This is a genomic window from Bacillus sp. AR2-1 (assembly GCF_008368755.1).
Lineage (GTDB): Bacteria > Bacillota > Bacilli > Bacillales > Bacillaceae_G > Bacillus_A > Bacillus_A wiedmannii.
The window spans coordinates 36,833-58,158 of record NZ_QORY01000003.1 but is presented as its reverse complement, the minus strand read 5'-3'; the positions used below and the strand labels follow the sequence as shown (position 1 = coordinate 58,158).

Here is a 21,326-nt window from a genome sequence, read left to right as displayed (position 1 = left end):
AAGTCCTTTTTTTGAATCATTTTCATTCTTTCAAAAAGTCCTAGTCCCCCTAGGACTTTTTGCGTTTAAATAAAAAGGTAACGTATTTCTCAATGCACAATATTACTTAACATGGTAAAATAATATTTGGATGGGAGTCCAATACATATTATTAAAATTAAAGTGGTTCAAGTCGGAGGGAGGCACCTTAGGGTGTCTTTTCTTTATGTAATTTATAATGTTTTATATCGATAAAGAGATTTATATTAGAAATGATGATGTATTTTTATTTTAGAAAGAATCATTCTACGCAGTTGTGCATAAAAAGTTCTCTATTAATTAATAGAATTGCTATTAAAAATCATGATAAAGATACACGTATATATAACTAAAGCACTTCCATTATAAAAAGTATCAATTTTCTTGTCTTTCTACAGTACAACAGTAAAAGGGGATGCTGAAAGTCTATCTCTTTATAGTAGAATCTTATTGGATTGTTAAGTTTATAATTAATAGATAGTTTTAGAGTTAATTAGCTTATTTTCAGGTGGATTACTAGCCACTTAGCAAAGCTTGAAGTGGGAATTTTACAATTAAAGGAATCGATTATGAAATAAAACATTTTAAGTATATATTAAAATAAATATATGTAATATTGCATGAGAAAATCGGTTGTTATTTTTATAAATTGTAACTATACTGATTACAGGTTGACCGTATCCAATCCAACAAATTACATCATTATGAATGAAGATGTTACATTAGGAACCTTCACATCATTTAAAACAGTTGCAGTAGAATTACCATTTGCTTTAGGCTCTCTTAGTTTTTTCGCCAATAGGGCCTAATTAGACATCTATTCAATATGATGTAACATCATATTTACTTATATGCACAGTGTCAATGATTACCCTTTACAAATATGTATAAAATTTGTACAAAAAATTTGTGTGAATTACTTTTTTTAAATAAAACTTAATATCATGTTGACGTATTAATATTGGCTTAATTATAATAAATTATAGTTAATTTTCCGTATATTTAAATTTAATAATTTATCCGAAAACTTTTAATTGTATATTTTTTTTGACATATCTGTAGATTTTTCGCCATAAAACAACACAAATAAAAGACGAATTAGGAGAAGGAATTATGTATACAAAACTATTAAAATCAATTACATCATTATCACTTATAGGTGGTGCCATATTATATACAAATGGCAATGATGTGAAAGCTGCTGAGACAGTGCAAAATAAAAAGCCTGCAGTTATGGTACAAGATACAGGGGATGCGGCATTATTAACAGCGTTTAAAGAGGAAGTACAAAAGCGTATTAATGCGTATGAAACAAATATTATACTTCCATATAAAACGGAAAATAGTAATAGAAAAGAAGTGATGGATACACTAATTAACGCATATGAAGAAGTGGCAAGTAAAAATGAGTATACAAATTATAATAGATCGAATGTTTCATATAAACAATCAGGATTACCTGGAAATTATACATTTACGATAAAGATTACATATCGTGAAACGAAAGAACAAACGGAATATGTAATGAAACAAGCGAAAGCAATCGTTTCTTCTATTACTCAAGTTGGAATGGATGATCACGAAAAAGTGAAGGCAATTCATGATTATGTTGTAAAACATGTTTCTTATGATACGTCTTATACAGCTTACACAGCATATGAAGCACTCGTAAATCGTTCTGCGGTTTGCCAAGGTTACGCACTATTAACCCATCAATTATTAAACGAAGCTGGTATTGAAAATCATTTCGTAACAGGAACTGGTGACGGACAACCTCATGCTTGGAATTTAGTGAAAATCGAAAACAAATGGTATCACTTAGATACAACATTCGATGATCCGGTTCCTGACAAACAAGGTCGCGTAACGTATTCATACTTCAACTTATCGGATGAGCAAATTGAAAGAAATCACGTGTGGAACAAAAGTGATTATCCGCAAGCCACAACAAATTATTATGATACACTGACGAGTAAAATCGCAGGTGGCAACTCTAAAACAGCTGCATATCAACAGATTTTAAAAGATACAAAGTTAAATTATTTAGGAAATGAATATATCGCAAATAACTATAACGAATTAAAAAATAAAATGCAGCAACGTTATAGTGAAAGACCAGAAAAAATTGAAATTCTTTATAAGCAATCAATAAATGGTGCATTGCAAGATGTGAGAAAAGCAATTGGAGAAATCGGTTATCCGCAAGGGTCAAATCGGATTTCTTATAAAGCAGAGCCTTACAATGCGAAAGAAGGATATTCTTTGGTGACAATTACGTTTATATATTGAGAATGAGAACAGGTGGTTTTATTTTCCATTAATTTGTTTTCATACCTGCAGATTCTAATAAAATTTCAAAAATTTCATTAGAAAATTTATTACCCAAATGTGCTTGTTACGTATCTAGTCATACTTAATCAACTAGCTTATGTATAAATTCATACTTTTTCAAAAATAACCATTGACAATAAAAAAGATGTACGTATAATAAAATTTAATTCATTAAAAATTTTTATATTCAAATATAAACATAGTGATTGGGAGTAGTAGAAGCTCATTATTTGGTCCAGAGAGCTACGGGTTGGTGTGACGTAGTCCAATAATACTTTGAACTCGCCCAGGAGTGGTAATTCAGAAAGAGTGCAGAGGTATTCTCTAAGTATTAACGACTAACCTTCGTTATCAGGTTTTAAGCAGGGTTCTATTTTAAGAACCAATAAGAGTGGTACCGCGGTTGGCTAAAGCTTATCGTCTCTTCTCTCATTTAATAATGAGGTAGAGATCGATAAGCTTTTTATTTTATAAAAAATGGAGGAAAAGATTATGGAAAAAGAAAGCCAGAGTTTACAACGTAAAATGAATTCACGTCACATCACGATGATGGCGTTAGGAGGAGCAATTGGAGCTGGCCTCTTTAAAGCAAGTAGCTCAGCTATTGATATGGCTGGCCCCTCAGTTATCATTGCATATTTAATTGGCGGAATAATTTTATTATTTATCATGCAAGGTCTTGCTGAAATGGCAGTTCGAAATAGTAAGGCACGAACATTTCGTGATTTAGTTCAATCGGTATTAGGAAAGTATCCAGCATATTTTCTAGACTGGATTTATTGGAAAATGTGGGTATTAAATATTGCTGCTGAAGCAGTTGTATCTGCTATTTTCATTCAGTACTGGCTTCCTGATTATCCAATTTGGATGCTTGCTTTAGGTGTATCTGTTATTATCACATTCATTAATTTGCTTTCAGTTAGCGTATTTGCTGAAACAGAATACTGGCTGGCTTTAATAAAAATCACAGTAATTGTAATTTTTATCTTGGCTGGACTTCTATTATTATTCGTATCATTTGGTAATCATACTGCGACAGGGTTTTCAAATTTAAGCAGTCACGGTGGCTTCTTTCCAAATGGTACAGCAGGTTTGATTACATCTATGTTGGTCGTTATCTACTCTTACGGGGGAACTGAAATTATTGGGGTAACCTTAGCTGAAACGAAAGACCCCGAAAAAGTGGTTCCGAAAGCTGTACGCAGTACATTGACACGTATCATTGCCTTTTATATATTCCCATTCTTTATCATTGTGAGTTTGATTCCTTGGAATAAAGTGAATGGTGTTTCTGAAAGTCCCTTTGTTATGGTATTTAAGATGATTGGAATTCCTGGAGCAGATCATCTTATGAATGCAGTTATCTTGTTAGCGGTTATTTCCTCTATGAATTCAGGACTTTACGGTTCATCCCGTATTTTGTACACACAAGCAGTAGATGGCAGGGTACCGAAGGTGTTTTCGAAACTTTCCGTCAAAGGGGTTCCGGTATATGCAATTTTAATGTGTACATCATCACTTTATTTTGGTGTCCTAATTTCTTTATTTGCTGGAAGCAAAACATTTAATTATTTAATGGGATCTTTAGGATATACAGTATTGTTTATTTGGATGATTATTGCAATTGCCCACTTAAAGTCACGAAAGGCTCAGCCAGAGGCATCTAGTAGCTACTATGTGAAATGGTTCCCTTACACAACGTGGTTTGCCATCATTGCACTAAGCGCTATTTTATTGGGTGTTATCTGTACAACCCCTATCATTATTACAATCATCACACTAGGCATCTATTTGTTTATTACAGCGACTTATATTTTTAAAGGACGCTTTTATTAGGCTTCAGTATCCGGATATGCTAAATAAAAACAGAACCCTATGAAATTTTATAGGGTTCTGTTCGTTGACAAAATAATCATCATCAAATTATGATGTTATTTACGTTTCTTAATGCCTTTAGGAAAATTATTTTCAATGATTTCAGCTACTCTATAATTTTTTGTTTTGGGGAAGAAGGTATTTTTTTAGTTGACAGCGATGGGATAGCATCAGTCCATCATACCAGATGGACTCTTTTTTTACTGTCTACCTATAGAGGATAATACCATATCCGGCCCATATTGATGGACCAATCGCATAATTGTTGTATGCGCTAAGAATATCCCTCTTTCCTCCATCATTTCTACCAAATCACGAAAATTGAGATTGCACCGTAGGTACAAACGTGCAGTTAACAAAATAATATCTGACTGATAATGTTTCCACTTAAATATATTCTCCTTTTCCATACCAATCACACACCTTTTGTAGAGTAGTACTATCAGTATGTCCAAGCTTGATAGGCCATTTTCATATACTTCAAAGTTTTTGCACCAGAACCGAAAATTGTTATTTATTGCATGTTCAGCTAGTCTTTCTGATCCATAACATTGCGTTTTGCAACACGCTCAATTATATATAAACTAATTTTTTTGTAAGAATAAAACCAAAAGTACAATCCAATTTATAAAAAAATATTGACTAATTAAATGGTTGTAACTAAAATAATTACATCTTGTTTTGTATAAGGGGACGAATATATATATGAAATATTTTAATATAACCATATTTATTGGACTATTTATTTTGTTAGTAATCAAATGTAATATAATAGGTGGATTGGATATTTTTAGGGATAATGAGGTAGGGGGCGGCTCAACAATAAAAACGAAATTAAAGATAGAAGAAAAAATGGTAGAAATTGATGGCCAAAGTATTTACTTTAAGCAAATTGGAAAGGAAAATCCACCCCTGCTTATGTTTCATGGATTTGGAAACTCTTCGGATGGTTTTTCTGATATCTATTCAGACTTAGCAAAGAGACATACTATTATATCAGTTGATATATTAGGATTTGGACGTTCCTCAAAGCCCATTAATTATTCATACACATTTCCAAATCAGGCAAATATGTATTATAAATTAATGAAAAAGTTAGAGTATAATACATTTGCAATACTGGGTCATTCCATGGGAGGAGAACTAGCCTTAAATTTAACATATTTATATCCTAATGCAATTACGCATCTTATTTTGGTTGATGCACCAGGGATAGAGTCTTTGCAAAAAGAAACGTTTTCACCTAAACCAAGTCTAAAAAATACTTTAAATACAGTGTCTGATATTCGAGAATATCAAGAAAATGATGTGAAATATAACAGGAATAATACAAGTCATTATAAAGAACTGCGAAAAATGATAGAAAACCCTATATCTATGGATCCGAAAGAAATACAAGCTCCAACCTTAATAGTTTGGGGGAGAAAAGATAAGAGTGTTCCCTTGGCGGATGGTGAAAAATACCAAAAATTAATAAAAAATAGTAGATTAAAAATTATTGAGGATGGATACCATGCACCATTTCGTCAAGAGCCAAAGGAGTTTGTTGAGTACATTAATGAATATTTTGAGGGAAATCCCCTATTAAAGGAATAGGTAATAATTCATATTAGTGTCAATATCAAAAAGAATTCATTCATCAATTATTTAGATTAACAGCGTAAAGAACGATTCCAGTAGGAATCCTCATTATTCTTTGAAAGGTATCCTTTATTTGCACCATAACGCTGTAGGGTATTTTCTCTTTTTGCGCATTATATCCATTATGTGTTCATTGATTTTTTATGTACATTTGATACAATTTACTTAAAGTATTGCACTGAAACATTCTGTATATAATAAAAGGAGAGCTGCTGGATAAATCCCTTCTGGTAACCGTTTCCATAAGGCGGGTAGTTACTAAATAAAGTTATTTTCTTTTTACAAGGGTCTTAATGACCAATTACATGCAGTGTATGTTATTCAATTTATAATATTAAATTATTTTAGTATCTGTTATCTCCTGTTGTGAATTCCTAATTTATATTTAGGAATTCTTTTTTTGTTCATAAAGGTACGCTTAGGGAGGGGAAATTTCCTCCCTATATTTTTTTAAAAAAATAAAACTATTGATTTTTTAAAAAATAGCCCATATAATAAAAAACAATAAGTTTCGACAGGATATCTTATAAAAGTAATGATGAGGACACGAGTTGTTTTTTACGATTCTCAGAGAGGGAAGCCTTAGGCTGTGAGCTTCCTAATACGAAAAGACAAGCTTACCACCTCTAAACTTCAAGAGTGAACTGCATGTATGATGCATTGTAATTCTTGGCGGATAAAACCGTTATCAATTTACACGAGCTATAAAATGAGCTTATTTTGTTATAAATTCATTTTATTAGAATAAGGGTGGAACCACGATTTCAACACTCGTCCCTTTGTTAGGGACGGGTGTTTTTTTGCGTTCTTTTACGGGGAAGTATGCTTGAAAGAGGATAGATGACGGATTTTAATTCAGAATATTCTGTCTAATATAAATTTGGAGGTTAGTAGAAATGAAATCATCTTTAAAGTTTTCTGAAATGTTTGCAGTAAGTTTAATGTTATTTGCACTGTTTTTTGGTGCAGGTAATATGATTTTCCCACCAGCGTTAGGACAAGGTGCTGGAACGGATGTATGGATTGCATTGTTTGGCTTTATCGTATCAGGAGTTGGAATCTCTTTATTAGGGGTAATTGTTATAGCTTTAAAGGGAGATATTAATGAGCTAGCGGGACGTGTACATCCTATATTCGCACTTGTTTTTATCACTGCAATTTATTTATGTTTAGGCATATTCGTAAGTGTTCCACGTACAGGAACAGTAGCTTATGAAATGAGTGTTGCACCGTTTTTACCAAGTGAAATAGCAGGTCAATCCTATCCACTTGTTATCTTTACACTTATTTACTTTGCAGTAACTTTCTATTTAGCTTTAAACCCTTCGAAATTAGTGGGTCGTATTGGTAAAGTATTAACACCAATTTTATTAGTTGTTATTGCAATTATTGTAGTGAAAGCACTTATTACACCAATTGGAGAATTTGGTGCACCGACAGAAGCATATAGTGCTCCGCTCTTTAAAGGTTTTATTGAAGGATATTTAACTTTAGATGGACTTGCAGCACTTGTATTCGGAAATGTTGTCATTAATGCTTTAAAAGGAAAAGGCATTACTAATAAAAACAGTATTGCGAGAGTAACAATCTTTGCAGGATTTATTGCAGCGCTTGGTTTACTACTTGTGTATTTAGCACTTGCTTATCTTGGAGCTTCTAGTGTGTCACTTGGAATGGGAGCAAACGGAGGAATTATTTTAACAAACGTTGTGAATCATTTATTTGGTAGTTATGGAACTTTATTATTAGGAATCGCAATTGCAGCAGCATGTTTAACAACTTCTGTAGGGATTGTAGCAGCTTGTGGGGAGTACTTCTCTTCCTTATTACCAAAGCTTTCTTATCAAAAAGTCGTTTTCATTTTCTGTGTATTAGCATTTATGGTAGCGAATCTTGGGTTAACGCAGTTAAACGCATTAGCATTACCGATTTTAATTGCAATTTATCCAATTGGAATCGTATTGATGATATTATCACTTGTTGAAAACTATATTCGTCTTCCTTTAGTAATGTACGTAGGCGGCATTGTAGGGGCATTCATGATTAGCTTCTTCGATGGATTGCACAATGCAAATTTTGAGATTGCAGCGCTAGCACCTATTTTAAATAAAATCCCATTATATAGTGTAGGGATGGGTTGGTTAGTTCCTGCTTTAGTAGGGATTGTAGTTGGATATGTAATTTCTTTGTTTCAAAAAGAAGAAGTTGTTGTAGAAAAATAAAGATAGAAGGGAAAATAAATAAATTACTTTCAACCTCTTTTCTTTTTTATTATAATATATTAATAATTTGTTTTAGGGCTCCTTTTTTTATATTTTTGTTAATATCCTAATCATTTGCAGCAGATTAGAGAAAAAAGACACCTAAGGTGCCTTCCTTCGACTTAATAACTATACTTTATGATTCCATTGTTACACTTCAAATGTAACAATTTATGAGTATAAGAATATTCTTCAACTTTTAATGTAATGTAAAATTAGTAAGGAACTTATTTTATGAATAAACATTAACCGAAAGAGAGTTAGAAGTGGCTATTTGAAGAAATTAATAATATCGTGTTTATTGGCTACATTCTGTCTAAATATTGTAGGATGTTCTAATAATATGGGTACATTAAGGGATAAGTCTAAAACTTCAACACCTGTGAAGTTTAAACGCATCAACAAAGCGTGGTACAAACATATGTAATAGTGTAAAGAAACTTGAAATGTTTGATGCTAAAGGCCATAAGGCAAAATTAATTAGGCCGATAGTAGATGATAATGCAGATCAAGAGAAAAATATAACAAAATTACATTTAAATTTAAGTAATTAAAAAATAAAAGGGTCTAAATTTAGACCCTTTTATTTTGGATATTTTTCACAAAGAAAAGACACCCTAAGGTGCCTTCCTCCGACTTGAACCATCTTAATTTTAATAATATGTATTGGACATTAAGTAAACACATCCTATAAAACAGAATCATTTTCGATTGTAGAGTTTCTTATAACTAGTGTACTTAAAGAGCTTTATTATCAGATATAATTGCAAACACGGTTGGAGTTATTAATTAGGTATTTATGGGGCACCTTAGGGTGTCTTTTCTTTATAGCGGCAATCATATCCTTTCGAGAAAATTGTACGCTAAGGAGTTTATATAGGTTGTGTGGCTTTAATCAATGTTTATAAATATTTTCGGATGTATTTATAGACGTAACAAATCTTGATTTTATAAGGACACAAGTTATGTCCTTAAAGATATGCCTTTTTAAACGATTGTTTACTTTTTATATTGGTTAAATTAGGATCTTCTTTTTTGATAAGGTGAGGAACACATCAATTTCTTATTTTTTAACCCATGTACAATCCTGACGTCCCTTGAAGTTCAAGGTGCTGAGAATGCAATCGATCAAATGAAATATGAGATTGCACAAGAATGTGGCGTACAACTTGGTCCAGATACAACATCTCGTGCAAATGGTTCAGTTGGTGGCGAATTTAAAAAGCGTTTAGTAGCTATGGCTGAACAACAACTTGGCGGTGGATTCACTCATTAATATCAGTCGAAGACACGAAAGTTATAGAAAGTAATAATATATATGTTTTTTCCTGTATTGGGTTTATGAATATATTTTGACACTCACACGATAAGCATCCAAATAGGGTGCTTTTTCTTACGATTAGTCAACTGTTTTTTTGAGTTCTAATTGATTAAATGTCAGAGATTTTAAGTCGGTTAGAATGCAAACCAAATACCCCTAATATGTGTCCGTTTTTTAATAGGGGGAAGATATGGTGTGATGAATCAAACGATGGCTTCAGGTGGTTAACCAATAATCATAGTACATATTATGTGTAATGAGGTAGAAGAGAAGCTTTAATAACTTATTTACACATGCAATGGACGCAACTTTATGACATTTGTTATAAAGTTGCGTTGTTAATTTATCGTAATACTCAACAATATGATTTTGTCCGTAACGTCGTTGTTTAATCATGTTCTGGATAATGAGGAAAAGGAGCTTCCACAAATGTTTATTTCCACGTTTATTGATTTTATCTTTAAAAAAGGTTTTACCTGATTGAAAACGGCGTATATCAATGCCAGCAAATGCATTGAGTTGCTTGTTATTGTTAAAACGAGTAATATCTCCTATTTCAGCCATCAAGCGTACGGCAGTATTCGGTCCAATCCCAGGAAGACTGCGAATGACATCGTATTCTGCACGTTGCTCAGCTACATACACCATCTTACTAATACAGCTTTCTTTTTGGTGAAGAAGCTCTTGATAGCGCCTTGCGTATAATTTGAACTGGTCACACAGAACCTCGTTCTGAGAAACAGCAGGATAGCAAATTTTCGCTATTTCAAGTATCTGAATCGCTTTTTTCTCCGCCGTAATATTTGATATTTTTTTATTGGTGTTGGCACGAATACGATTTTTTATAATGGTTTTAGAAAGACCTAAAACACAATCTGGGTGGGGAAATAGTTGAACAAAATTTAAAAACAAATCAGATCTACTAGTAAATATTCTTTCCAATTCTGGAAATGTTAATTGGATTACTTTATGCATACGGCCGTAAATTATTGATAATTCATCATCCAGTTCACTATATAATCTAGAAAGAGATTTTAACTGATAGAATAAATTATCAGTTCCGGTAGATACCCTTCGGGTAACTGTAAAATGAGTGAGAGCTAATCGGTGTGCGTCGCTTCGGTCTGTCTTATGAATCCGCAAGGAATCAAATTGTATTTTGGTTTCTAGTGGGTTAAATAAACAATATGTATACTGGTTATTTTGCATAAATCATTCTAGCTGTCTGGAACAGATTCCTGTTGCTTCGAACACAATTTCAGGTGATTCGCCGGTTTCATCTGTAAGCTTATGTATCTTTTCTTGTAGCTTTTTAAAATCAGGATTAGTATGCTTGATTTCACTTTCGAATACGCATTATTTTTGTACATTATAAATTACCATATAACTTTTACCCATACTGACATCAAATGCAATAACGTGTTTCATATAGCTCCTTCTCAGGTGGAATTGAAGTCTTCAACTTACACTTATCGATTCTCATTTCTTATACACGATCTCGAAGACCAACATACTAAAAACTGATTCAAATAAGGTAAATGAGGGAATCAGCCAAATCACTAACTTTGTTGAGTATGCAACCGAACAATATCCAGTAGATCACGACCATTTATATTTACTTGGATTTAGCCAGGGAGCCATTGTATCTATGACACTTGGCTTAACATTGGGAAATCGAATTAAAGGTCTTGTAGCACTCAGTAGATATATTCCCGCATTCGTCAAGGAAGAATACGCAATAAGCTCTGTTGATAAGCTTTCTTTGTTTATTTCTCACGGCGAATTTGACAATGTTCTACCTTATAAATGGGGATTAAAAAGTAATGAGTTTTTTCAAGGTCTAGGTGCACAAGTATCCTTTCGGACCTATACAGAAGGACATACTGTTTCATTAGAGAACCAACAAGATTTTAAGAAGTGGCTCATTAATGATTTAGGAAAATAATAAAAAACAGCATCAAAGTTCAAACCTACTGTACAAACTCAGTTTTCGTGATTTGGTGGAAATGATGGAGGAGCGGGGCTTATCTAGTTCTCATACAACGATTATACGAAAGCTTCAAATTCAATCGATTATCCTCCAAGTAGACACTTTTTTAAAGGTGTCTACTTGGAGGAGGTAAGTTCAAGCAAGGCTGTCTTCCATGTTTGTTGTTAACGTCCTATTCAACTTATAAAAAAACACACTTTGCCCATCTTTTTATAACTCCGTCTTTTGTCGTTATGATGATTTGTATTCATAAGACGGTTCCTATTCTATAACTCGGTAAGTAAAATGAATTCCTTTGTGAAAACGGATGGTTGCTTTCCGACATCAAGACACCTAGGACATTCTCGGAACATAACATAATATAACCTAACTATAGGAGATTTTTTTGAAGAGCACAGAAGCATTAACACTTGAATTATTTGAATACCAATTAAGAATTATGGATGGAGGTTTTACTTTGAAATATCAGCAACCACAAAATTTTAATCAACCTTTTTATTATCAAAATTTACCGTACAACTATTATCCTCCTGTACAATATTCCATTGAGCAGGAATATTGTACAGGAGGTAGTAACACAAATAAAAGAATTACACTCAAGGAAAATGCGGGTCCTGCAAGCTTCCTTACCCCCGAGAACTCTGTACTCTTGCTCATCGACCATCAGGTCGGGCTTATGCAAATTATTGACGACATGCCTCCTGAGCAGGTAAAGAACAACGTTCTTGGTCTAGCAAAAACCGCCAAGACACTTGGTATTCCTGTCTTACTGACAACTAGTCGTGATTGGGGACCAAACGGACAAATCCTGCCCGAAATCAAAGCGTTGTTCCCAAATTTAGAAATCATTCGGCGCCCTGGGGTCATCAATGCATACCGCTGGCCGCCATTTCGCCAAGCCATCGAAAAGATAGGACGCAAGAAAATTATTATCGCAGGTGTCACAGATTCAACATGCTTGCAGTTCCCGTCTCTCGATATGGTTCTTGACGGTTATGACGTACATGCTGTGATTGATGCATCAGGTGCCGAATCCCCCGGCCAAATCGTACGTGAAGCAACTATCGCCACGCTTACACAAGCCGGTGTAAAAATCAAAACTTGGTTCGGTGTTGCCGCAGAACTAATCGCCGACTGGCGTCGAGACGAAGCGAGAGGCTGGCCGCTCGCCACCGGTCCCGTACATGAACACCTTCCATCCTGGGGATATCTCCTAGATACTTCAATGGATTATGCTACAGGCAAAATGACCGCACCTAGTTGGTTCGTGGAAGGAAAATCAGAGCCAACCACCCAAATCCCTTCGATAGGCCATCGCCTTTCTATAAACAATTAGGTGAGAAGACCTCCACCTCAAGGATTATGAGTGGTGGTTAAAAAACGAAATTGAGAAAGTTAATGACTCTCAAACACAAACATTAAACGAGGATCAATGGTTTTGGTTTTAACCAAAACATTATCTATTTATCTAAGTTATCTTTTCTCTCGGTTATATCAACCAACAAAATATATAAAAGCCTAACACATTGACATGGATGGTTCTACTATTAATGTTATAAAAAGAAAAAATTAGCTGTTTTTTCTAGGGTATATAAACATTATGATTTTTATACATTAAAATATAGACAAATTCTATACAAATATTAACAATATATAACTATAAAAATACGAAAAGCAGATAGATGTAAGAAAAAATATACTTGAGAAGGGAAAAAATCTGTAAAAATAAAAAAATAAACGGAATTTGCTTCCAAACAATACAAGAAATACTCATGAAGTTAAAAAGTTATTTGTCCCTTTAAACGAGAGCATGAGCTGAATCCCTTGAATAACTAAATGAGATAAAATTTTGTTTTAGGGATACCTTATGGTACCAATTAATCTAGGGGGGAAGCGGTGACATTTTATGTTGGGTTCCATCCCATTTAATTAATCTCACCAAAGTTCATTGAGTCACAATAACAGAGAAAATATTCATGGGAATCCTGGCATTGATTCAGCCAGGTCAGAGGAGAATATTTACTTTGGCCAAAAGGACATCCGAAGTGTATATAAGGATGTCTTTCAAGAAGCAGTGGACAAGTATAATGAGAAACAAAAACAAAAGTTTAGACTTCTTGTCTAAATAGTTTTTAGATTCATGTCCTTGTACAGTACATTAAGATAGGAGGGGAGTTTAACGAATACTTTATCACTACAGAAATTAATTTAATCTAAACTATTTATCGATTTTAAAATAAATAGTTACGTTATTTTAGCAAACTATATATAACTTTTTTAACAGATGTAAATAACTAAATGTCGCATTTTGTCAGTTTTTGTTATATAATCTATTACTTAATCTTAATATATCAATGGAGTGAATTTAATTGTCGTTTTTGAAAAACAGTAAAATTGGTACAACATTAAACGTATTGGTAATTATATCAAGTGTCGCTTGTATAATATTATCTATACTAGGATTTGTGGGACTCAAGAAAGGTGAAGATGCTTCTTCTACTATGTATGAAGGTAGTTTATTACCAATTCAGTGGATAGGAACTGTAGAGTCTAATTTTTATCATATTAATATGAATGTAATGGAAATAATGATATCCAAAGATGAAAAAAGAATGAAAGAGCTTATTACAGAAATAGAGAAAGCTCGTACAGAAACGGATCAGTTATTAAAAAAGTTTGAGTCTAGAATTAGTTCTACTAAAGAAAAAGAATTATATACAACATTTCATGAAATATTTAATGAAGTACGAACACAGATGAAGAAAATAAAAGATATAGCACAATCTAACAATGAAGAAGCATACGCTTATTATGTAAAAGAAGTTGACCCTAATGTAAAAAGGGAAATTCAGGCACTTCGTGAACTTATCATACATAATACTAATAATGCAGAGCAATTACAGAAAAATAATATCAACAGTGCAACAAATACCATGATGCTGTTTGTTAGTATCTCTATTATAGCAATCGCAATCGTTATGTTTATTGGCTATATCATTAAAAGTGCGATTAAAAAACCAATTGAATTATTACAATGGGATATGGAGCAAATATCTGAAGGAGACTTAACAATACGTACTTCTTATACAGCGAATAATGAATTAGGAAGTATTGTGAAATCCTTTAATAGTATGCTGGATAACTTGCAACAATTAATTGGAGCAGTAAAAATCACAACACAGGAGGTTATTTCCTCTACTAATGGAATGTTGCAAGATACAAAACGAGCATCTCATATATCAAGAGAGGTTGTTCAAACAATATCTGAGGTTGATAAAAAAATAGAAGGACAAGTTACTAGTATGCAAGAAAGCTCCTCAGCCATGGAAGAAATTGCGACTGGCGTTCAAACAGTAGCTGAATCTTCAGCAACGGTTACAGAAGTGGCTGTCACAACAACAGAGCAAGTTAATTCTGGTAGTGAAGTAATCAAACAATCTATCCTTCAAATGAATAGTGTTCATGATGTTGTTGAAGAAACATCCAAAGTAATAGAGAGACTTGTTATGCGTACGCAGCAAATTGATAAAGCCCTAGATGCTATCACTAATATTGCTGAACAAACAAACCTCCTTGCCTTAAACGCTGCGATTGAAGCTGCACGTGCTGGAGAAAATGGGAAAGGTTTTGCAGTGGTTGCAGCCGAAGTGAGGGATTTAGCTGAGCAGTCTAAAACATCCGCAAATGAAATCAATCATTTAATAAAATCTATTCAACAAGATACACAAGATACAGTTGATGTGATGCAAAAAGGCAAACAAAAGGCTGCAGAGGGAAAAGAAGCTGCTTATAAAGCAGATCAAGCATTCTCATCTATTATGGGGGATATAAATAAAATCACCAGCCAAATTCAAGAAGTATCTGCAGCGACAGAGGAAATGTCTGCCGGTACAGAAGAAGTGAATGCCTCTATGTCGATTGTTTTTGAAACGGCAACGCAAGTAGCTAAGGAAACAGCTCATACTGTACAGTCAATCCAATCACAAGCGACCTCAATTGAGGCCATATCGAATCAATCTAACAAAATAAAAGAAAAAGTAGAAGCTTTATCAAAATTAGTTTCAAAGTTTATTATTGAAGTGAAAAAAGACGAGAAATAAAATATATCAAATAAAACAAAAAAGTACAGGTCCTTTATCAATTAAAGACCTGTACTTTTTTATATGTTTTGTGTTACCGCCTTTTGCATTTTCAAAGTTTGCTTCAGTAAATTCTTTTGGGTCACCATTATCTCCACATGCTGCAGGTACTGTAAATGAGAAAGCTCTTACTTTCATTAACGTAATTGTTATGTACAAATTTATTCCTCATTTTACCCCTGAAAAATAGGACATGGTCTGTATTTCATTTCCATTTAGATAGAAGGAAAACCATTTTTCGTTTTGGGGTATTATTTGAGCTTAATAGCGATACGTTAGTACCTTCTTGTAGGACAAGGGTTGTAATAAATGATATAAAATTACAAATGTTCAGAAAATTTTATTCCATTTTACTTTATATTCCATTTATGTGAAATTAATTGTGAGTACAATTTTTAAAACTTTCCCCTAATAAAGTTTTGAGAGAGTTGTCTCAACATTCTCCATGTTGTAAGTATGCCAAGGAAAGAGAGCCTATATGGGTTCTCTTTTCTTTTAAAATTAATTTTTTAATCTCATATTTAAGTAATATAAAACTCTATCAGGGATACCATTGCTGTATTCAACAACAAGGGTAGATAAAACCGATAGTATTGTTTTCGCCTTTTCCATAATGTTTTAAGAGTAGAGAAGCATAATTTTTTAGGAAGTAGTAGAAAAAGCACTCGAAAGAGTGCTTTTTCATTCATAGAATTATAAATCAATATAAAAGTAAATGAATTGTATTTTACTTTTAATAGAATAATTATGTATTTTAAGAGGGGTAATCTCGAGAAGAACAACAGAATACATATTAGGGCTTATCGGTGAAATTATGAGGATCTTATTTTCAATTTATGCTATGTATTTAATGGAAATAAGGAGTTTGTACATGTAATATTGCATACATAAACAAAAATCCTTAAAATCCATATATAATAATTATTGCATTTTCTTAAAATAATTTAGAAAATAGGTTAATTATTTATCTAAAACTAATAAAGGATTGATATAAAATGTCAAGAATTAGCATAACAAAGTCCCAAGATAGTATAATGATTGCATGGCAATCAGCAGAGATTACCATCCCTTTAAAAGATATTATTACTATATCTACGAATGACGTTCCTCATAATAAGCTCGATCATGTTGTTTATATTGGAACACCATCTACCTCGAAGAATAGAATACTAATACATACTACAAATTTAAACTTCATTATATTTGTTGTTAATCCATCTATAATCTTAGAAGAAATTAATATTGAGTAATACATTGGACTCATTTAGTTATATTTTTACTAGAGTAATACAAAAATACTACCAAAATTCGAAGGTAGTATTAATAGTTTAGAGTTTCATGTCTTTGTACATTTGTAATTGTAGAAAGACAGAAATGTAGGAACTATTTTTATAACGCGAAATGTTGAATTATCAACAAATTTAATGTATTTAGTACCCACTTTCCTGTCCATATATCGAGACAAGAAAATGGGTACTTTTTTAAACAAAGACACCAAAGTGGAAACTTTGTAAAAATAGCAAATACTAAATAGATGTGAAGTTAAGATCCAGTTCAATGTTATTAACAAAAATATTCATGAAGGATTTACTTTCTTATCTCATTAGCAGGACATGAGAGTCTAAACTTCTTTTAATTTTTCCCATTCTTATGTTGATGGGTATAGGAAAGGATTCCACAAACACCAAACAAGCTTGACAACAAGAGATTACAAGTGTAATATTCAGTTGTGGATTACAAATGTAATACAGAGAGGTGTAATTTTAAACAATGAAAGAATTACCTAAAATTTCGGAAGCTGAATTAGAAGTTATGAAAGTACTATGGTCGAACTCTCCACAAACGGCAAATGAGGTAATTGAAGCGTTAGAGGTGAAAATGGATTGGAAACCCAAAACGATTCGAACGCTAATTAACCGATTAGTCCATAAAGAAGCAGTTGCTTATCATCAAGATAAAGGGCGTATGTATGCTTATTATCCTTTAGTATCGCAAGATAGTTATTTACAAGTGGAAACGAAATCTTTACTTAAACGTTTCTATGGTGCAGCATTTAAGCCCTTGCTAGTAAATTTCCTGAAAGAAGAAAAGCTGTCTTCAGAAGACATTAACGAACTTAAACGTATCCTGGATGAGAAGACTGAGGAAAATCAGAGGAAGGATAGATCATAATGATAGAAATGTTTATTAATGTCTATCTGCCTCGTTTTTTCGATTGGTTGATAGAGACATCTATTATGGCTAGTATATTAGTGGGCCTAATCTTATGTATCAAGGTCTTGTTTAGAAATAAGTTAACTCCACGTTGGCAATACATGCTATGGATCATATTAATAATAAGACTTGTATTACCTTGGTCGCCAGATAGTTCCTATAGTATCTATTCTGTTCTTACTTACAAGAGTGATGATGCATTCATTTCTAGCCAAAACCATGTAGCTAGTTTTCTTTCAAAAGAACGTATGCAAGAATTGAAAGGTATAGACAATAAAAAGGTACTCACAAAAGAAGATACTTATACCTCAAGTTCAACAAAAACTGTTCAGACAAACAAGACACAAGCAGGTAGTAATGAAAAGCAGGAAGATGAGTCGATTTCATTTTATACAACCTGTATATACATTTGGCTTACTGGCGTTCTCCTTCTAAGTGTTGCTACTTTTGTAATGAACAGGCGTTTATTACTTTACATAAAAAAACAACCTGTTATTACAGATGAGAAGATTGTCCAGATTTTTGAAAAGTGTAAGCAATCTATGTCTATTCAACGGAATATCCCTCTATTTGTATCTGGAAAGGTTTCCAGTCCAACAGTGTTTGGATTTATTCGTCCCAAGTTGCTATTGTCAACTGTACATATGAAAATATTAGATGAGCAACAGTTACGATATATTTTTCATCATGAATTAGCTCACATCAAGCGAAGAGATGTTGGTGTGAACTGGCTTATGCATGGCTTACTCATTTTAAATTGGTTTAATCCCATTCTATGGTATGCCTACTCATGTATGCGGGAAGATCAAGAACTAGCATGCGATGCATTAGCTCTTACATGTATAGATGCAGAGGAACAAATTGCGTATGGACATACTATTATTAGTCTATTGGAACACTACACAAGTTATTATCAAGTACCAAGTATAGCAAATTTTAGTAAAAACAAGAGAGCGTTAAAAAGGAGAATTCTAATGATTAAAAAATTCCAAAAAAAATCATATCGCTGGTCTGCGATAGGGGCTGTGGCAGTGATTGCAGTATCATCTGTATCCTTATTAAATGCCCGTGCTGATAAGCCGACTAACCCTGAGAAACAACAATTAGAAGTGAAAAATAATATGAAAGAAGTAAAAGCACAAACCGATATTTCTATACAGCAAATTGTAGAAAAAATGATTGGTACAAAAGAACGGGCAGATGCAGAATTTTTTGTTTCAGAGGGAGAGTATAATACTTTACTTAAAGAAGTTGGTTTGGCACGAAATCTGTTTACAAAAGAAGAATTTAAACGATTTATTGATTTAGAAACAGTAGCATATACTTTGGGTAAAAAAGTAAAGTTAGTAGGAAGTCCTGAAAAGTTAGATTCAGAAGAACAAAAAAAATATCAGAAAAACAGTGAAGAAATTGGACCATTTAGACAGAAAATCACTTCGGAATTTACATTAACTAAAAAGGAAGCACAGAAATATGTTGATTTTCCAATTAAGACCCCAAGTTATGTGGTAAAAGGGTTTAAATTAACTGGAGAAGGTGTTACAACACCAAAGACTACTGGAAAAATGAATCCCGATTTTATTTATGAATATCAAAATGAAAGTAAAGATAATGTATATATTGTGCACCAATCTGCAGTTACTGATGATGCAAAAAATTTCTCGAATAAAAGAGCGGAGTATAATGAAAAGGTAACAAATTATGAATTAGAAGGTACAAAAATAACCTTAGTTGAAAGTCTTGATCCAGAGGAACCCTCTAAAGCAATGCAAATGATTGTTCCTGCAAAAGGAAAGAATAGCGCTTATCAAGTCTTTATTATTACAGGTGATTTAAGTAAAGAAGAAACAGAGAAAATTATGCTGTCCTTTCTAAAATAAAAATAGAGTCTCAGGATCCCGTTCTTGAGGCTATATTTTTTTAGCTTAAACGAAACCTATAAGTGGGAAGAGAAATTAGTATAGTCTATATAATAAGAAAGTAAAATGATATTTAGTTTTGCTAGCTTGATTGAGGTGGATAAAAAATAACAAATTAAAACATAAATTGAATCTAGGTAGGTATATTGTATGGAGAACAGGAGGGAGTATGATTCAAAAAGAAGTAATGGAAGAATACTAGCAAATGGTGATGTATTTTACCGCTATCACCTGGATTGAGAAGTAAAACCTCATCATTTAGATATAGTTTTACTTGAGATGAAGCGGTTTGAGGTAGCAGATTCATATTAAAGCCAATTCCAGTGATCCATCTAAATTAGGAGAGAATAACTCATACGAAACATTACCGCTTTTAGGGAAAGTTATTTTTTTCTTTGATCCGCTCTTACAACTAATTCTTCTGTATTAGTATCTTCCAACATAAAATTAAATAAAGGAATAGTTAATGCTACAGAAATTAACTTTAGTGTTTGTAAGGATGGATTCGTGATCCCTTACTCAATTTTGCTTAACATGGAAGGTGTTATATTAGCTATTTCAGCTAAACGTTTACTAGTTAATCCTGCACCTTTTCGAAATGCCATAATTTTTTGAACAACATTAATATTATTCATATAAATAATCCCCATTAAATGAGTGGAGTATATTAAATTAAAATTAATTTTATTTACTTATACTTAATATACTGTTAATATATATTTAATTAAAATAAATTATGATTAATTTTCAAATTGTCAACTGATGCGAAAACGTGGAAAAAGAATCTACTTAGAAGTAAAGGGATTACTGTTATTGAATATACAACAGACTATAGTAAAGCGGTAGAAAAAGAAGAATACAAGCTAATAATGTATTCTTAAGTTTTTAAAGGACGTGAAATGAACATGAAACCAGTTTTAAAAAATATAATTATTTCCCTTGTTTTTTCGATAGTAGGGGTGTGTTGGGCGCTGTTTGACTTCTTTATGTTAGATGCAGACTGGCTATTGATTTGGATAGGTGTATTAATGGCATATCTATCGTTGTATATTATGATAGGTCTATATAGTAGAAAAACGTACGACTCAAAATTGGCTAAAGTACTTCTAAAAACAATAATTACAACCTTTAGTTTTGGAGCATTAGGAATATCATTCGGAGTTGTACACGAGATATTAGGACCATTGAGTCTTACTTTAATGACATGGTATTGGTTTATAATGCTATTTTTATATTTAATACCCATAATATTATTAGTGATTTTAGTATTGGTAAATAGTAAAAATCATAATTTCCCTTGGGTATATAGTATACTTATACTTCTAAATATACTTCTTACGTTATGGCCGTTATTTTGGCCGTTATTTATTAATTTTATGGGATCTGCTATGAATGCAAGTGCAGGATGGTAGCAACTCACAGATTATAAAAGGATTAAAATAAAAAGGTTATGAATTTTAAGCTTATAACCGAATATAAAAAAGTATGAATAAGTTAAATGAATGGAATAAGAATTAATATAGGGTTTAAATATTTGTAAGAGTGTGTTTAGCTAAATATATAACAACACGCTCTTTTAACTGCCTATTTTTTATTATTTAAATTTTTAAAAATAAT

General features: G+C 32.5%; 12 protein-coding genes, 7 pseudogenes and 2 other annotated features. Of the genes and pseudogenes, 15 read left to right on the top strand and 4 right to left on the bottom strand.

Annotated features, from left to right (window positions below):
* Nucleotides 1-1,227: 1,227 nt before the first annotated feature.
* Together DT250_RS03320 and DT250_RS03315 are read left to right on the top strand one after the other, a co-directional pair.
* Nucleotides 1,228-2,307, top strand: a pseudogene (locus DT250_RS03320) (transglutaminase domain-containing protein); the annotation flags it as partial.
* A gap of 235 nt (nucleotides 2,308-2,542) precedes the next feature.
* Nucleotides 2,543-2,777 (top strand) — a binding site (T-box leader).
* A gap of 64 nt (nucleotides 2,778-2,841) precedes the next feature.
* Nucleotides 2,842-4,185 (top strand): amino acid permease, encoded by a 1,344-nt coding sequence (locus tag DT250_RS03315; protein ID WP_149212506.1) that lies wholly within the window; start codon nucleotides 2,842-2,844, stop codon nucleotides 4,183-4,185.
* Between the two features lie 266 nt (nucleotides 4,186-4,451).
* Here DT250_RS03315 and DT250_RS03310 read toward each other — a convergent pair.
* Nucleotides 4,452-4,634: pseudogene (locus tag DT250_RS03310) on the bottom strand (IS6 family transposase); the annotation flags it as partial.
* Nucleotides 4,635-4,929: 295 nt separating this feature from the next.
* Between DT250_RS03310 and DT250_RS03305 the strand changes: the two are divergent.
* From DT250_RS03305 to DT250_RS03295, 3 genes are all read left to right on the top strand, one after another.
* Nucleotides 4,930-5,820 (top strand): alpha/beta fold hydrolase, encoded by an 891-nt coding sequence (locus DT250_RS03305; protein ID WP_149212505.1) that lies wholly within the window; start codon nucleotides 4,930-4,932, stop codon nucleotides 5,818-5,820.
* A 571-nt stretch (nucleotides 5,821-6,391) separates the two neighbouring features.
* Nucleotides 6,392-6,647: a binding site (T-box leader), on the top strand.
* A 114-nt stretch (nucleotides 6,648-6,761) separates the two neighbouring features.
* On the top strand, nucleotides 6,762-8,087 hold the full coding sequence (gene brnQ6 / locus DT250_RS03300; RefSeq protein WP_149212504.1) for a branched-chain amino acid transport system II carrier protein BrnQ6: 1,326 nt from the start codon (nucleotides 6,762-6,764) through the stop codon (nucleotides 8,085-8,087).
* Between the two features lie 1,123 nt (nucleotides 8,088-9,210).
* Entirely contained in the window at nucleotides 9,211-9,402 is a 192-nt protein-coding gene (locus DT250_RS03295) for an alpha/beta-type small acid-soluble spore protein (protein ID WP_098760622.1), read from the top strand.
* Nucleotides 9,403-9,663: 261 nt separating this feature from the next.
* Here the strand turns inward: DT250_RS03295 and DT250_RS03290 are convergent.
* A pseudogene (locus DT250_RS03290) lies at nucleotides 9,664-10,875 on the bottom strand (IS110 family RNA-guided transposase).
* A gap of 43 nt (nucleotides 10,876-10,918) precedes the next feature.
* On the opposite strand from DT250_RS03290, the gene DT250_RS03285 reads away from it, so the two are divergent.
* The 5 genes and pseudogenes from DT250_RS03285 to DT250_RS03265 all read left to right on the top strand — a co-directional run bounded on the left by DT250_RS03285 (nucleotide 10,919) and on the right by DT250_RS03265 (nucleotide 15,537).
* Nucleotides 10,919-11,392: an alpha/beta hydrolase gene (locus tag DT250_RS03285; RefSeq protein ID WP_149212503.1), complete on the top strand. Its 474-nt coding sequence runs from the start codon at nucleotides 10,919-10,921 to the stop codon at nucleotides 11,390-11,392.
* Between the two features lie 25 nt (nucleotides 11,393-11,417).
* Nucleotides 11,418-11,501: pseudogene (locus tag DT250_RS03280) on the top strand (IS6 family transposase); the annotation flags it as partial.
* A 321-nt stretch (nucleotides 11,502-11,822) separates the two neighbouring features.
* Nucleotides 11,823-12,773: an isochorismatase family protein gene (locus DT250_RS03275; protein ID WP_218951290.1), complete on the top strand. Its 951-nt coding sequence runs from the start codon at nucleotides 11,823-11,825 to the stop codon at nucleotides 12,771-12,773.
* 612 nt (nucleotides 12,774-13,385) lie between these two features.
* Nucleotides 13,386-13,550, top strand: a pseudogene (locus tag DT250_RS03270) (plasmid recombination protein); the annotation flags it as partial.
* A gap of 256 nt (nucleotides 13,551-13,806) precedes the next feature.
* Nucleotides 13,807-15,537, top strand: coding sequence for a methyl-accepting chemotaxis protein (locus DT250_RS03265; protein WP_149212502.1), 1,731 nt, complete (start codon nucleotides 13,807-13,809; stop codon nucleotides 15,535-15,537).
* A gap of 6 nt (nucleotides 15,538-15,543) precedes the next feature.
* Here the strand turns inward: DT250_RS03265 and DT250_RS03260 are convergent, their stop codons facing one another.
* Nucleotides 15,544-15,735, bottom strand: coding sequence for a hypothetical protein (locus DT250_RS03260; RefSeq protein ID WP_149212501.1), 192 nt, complete (start codon nucleotides 15,733-15,735; stop codon nucleotides 15,544-15,546).
* An 836-nt stretch (nucleotides 15,736-16,571) separates the two neighbouring features.
* On the opposite strand from DT250_RS03260, the gene DT250_RS32620 reads away from it, so the two are divergent.
* From DT250_RS32620 to DT250_RS03245, 3 genes are all read left to right on the top strand, one after another.
* Nucleotides 16,572-16,826, top strand: coding sequence for a SunI/YnzG family protein (locus DT250_RS32620; RefSeq protein ID WP_046956905.1), 255 nt, complete (start codon nucleotides 16,572-16,574; stop codon nucleotides 16,824-16,826).
* Nucleotides 16,827-17,346: 520 nt separating this feature from the next.
* Nucleotides 17,347-17,748, top strand: a complete 402-nt coding sequence (locus tag DT250_RS03250) for a BlaI/MecI/CopY family transcriptional regulator (protein ID WP_000661432.1) — start codon at nucleotides 17,347-17,349, stop codon at nucleotides 17,746-17,748.
* A complete protein-coding gene (locus tag DT250_RS03245; RefSeq protein ID WP_149212500.1) occupies nucleotides 17,748-19,670 on the top strand; it encodes a M56 family metallopeptidase in 1,923 nt (640 codons plus the stop codon). Before DT250_RS03250 ends, DT250_RS03245 begins: the two co-directional genes overlap by 1 nt.
* Nucleotides 19,671-19,923: 253 nt before the next feature.
* Here the strand turns inward: DT250_RS03245 and DT250_RS32085 are convergent.
* A pseudogene (locus DT250_RS32085) lies at nucleotides 19,924-20,344 on the bottom strand (helix-turn-helix domain-containing protein); the annotation flags it as partial.
* Between the two features lie 117 nt (nucleotides 20,345-20,461).
* On the opposite strand from DT250_RS32085, the pseudogene DT250_RS32615 reads away from it, so the two are divergent.
* Both DT250_RS32615 and DT250_RS03230 read left to right on the top strand, forming a co-directional pair.
* Nucleotides 20,462-20,560, top strand: a pseudogene (locus tag DT250_RS32615) (hypothetical protein); the annotation flags it as partial.
* A gap of 54 nt (nucleotides 20,561-20,614) precedes the next feature.
* Nucleotides 20,615-21,121 (top strand): DUF3902 family protein, encoded by a 507-nt coding sequence (locus tag DT250_RS03230; RefSeq protein WP_149212499.1) that lies wholly within the window; start codon nucleotides 20,615-20,617, stop codon nucleotides 21,119-21,121.
* Nucleotides 21,122-21,326: the final 205 nt, after the last annotated feature.

Bases quoted from the DNA above. Each gene is read 5' to 3' on its own strand.
- DT250_RS03315 (WP_149212506.1), top strand. From the start codon at position 2,842: ATGGAAAAAGAAAGCCAGAGTTTACAACGTAAAATGAATTCACGTCAC.
- DT250_RS03305 (WP_149212505.1), top strand. From the start codon at position 4,930: ATGAAATATTTTAATATAACCATATTTATTGGACTATTTATTTTGTTA.
- brnQ6 (WP_149212504.1), top strand. From the start codon at position 6,762: ATGAAATCATCTTTAAAGTTTTCTGAAATGTTTGCAGTAAGTTTAATG.
- DT250_RS32620 (WP_046956905.1), top strand. From the start codon at position 16,572: ATGTCAAGAATTAGCATAACAAAGTCCCAAGATAGTATAATGATTGCA.
- DT250_RS03250 (WP_000661432.1), top strand. From the start codon at position 17,347: ATGAAAGAATTACCTAAAATTTCGGAAGCTGAATTAGAAGTTATGAAA.
- DT250_RS03245 (WP_149212500.1), top strand. From the start codon at position 17,748: ATGATAGAAATGTTTATTAATGTCTATCTGCCTCGTTTTTTCGATTGG.
- DT250_RS03230 (WP_149212499.1), top strand. From the start codon at position 20,615: ATGAAACCAGTTTTAAAAAATATAATTATTTCCCTTGTTTTTTCGATA.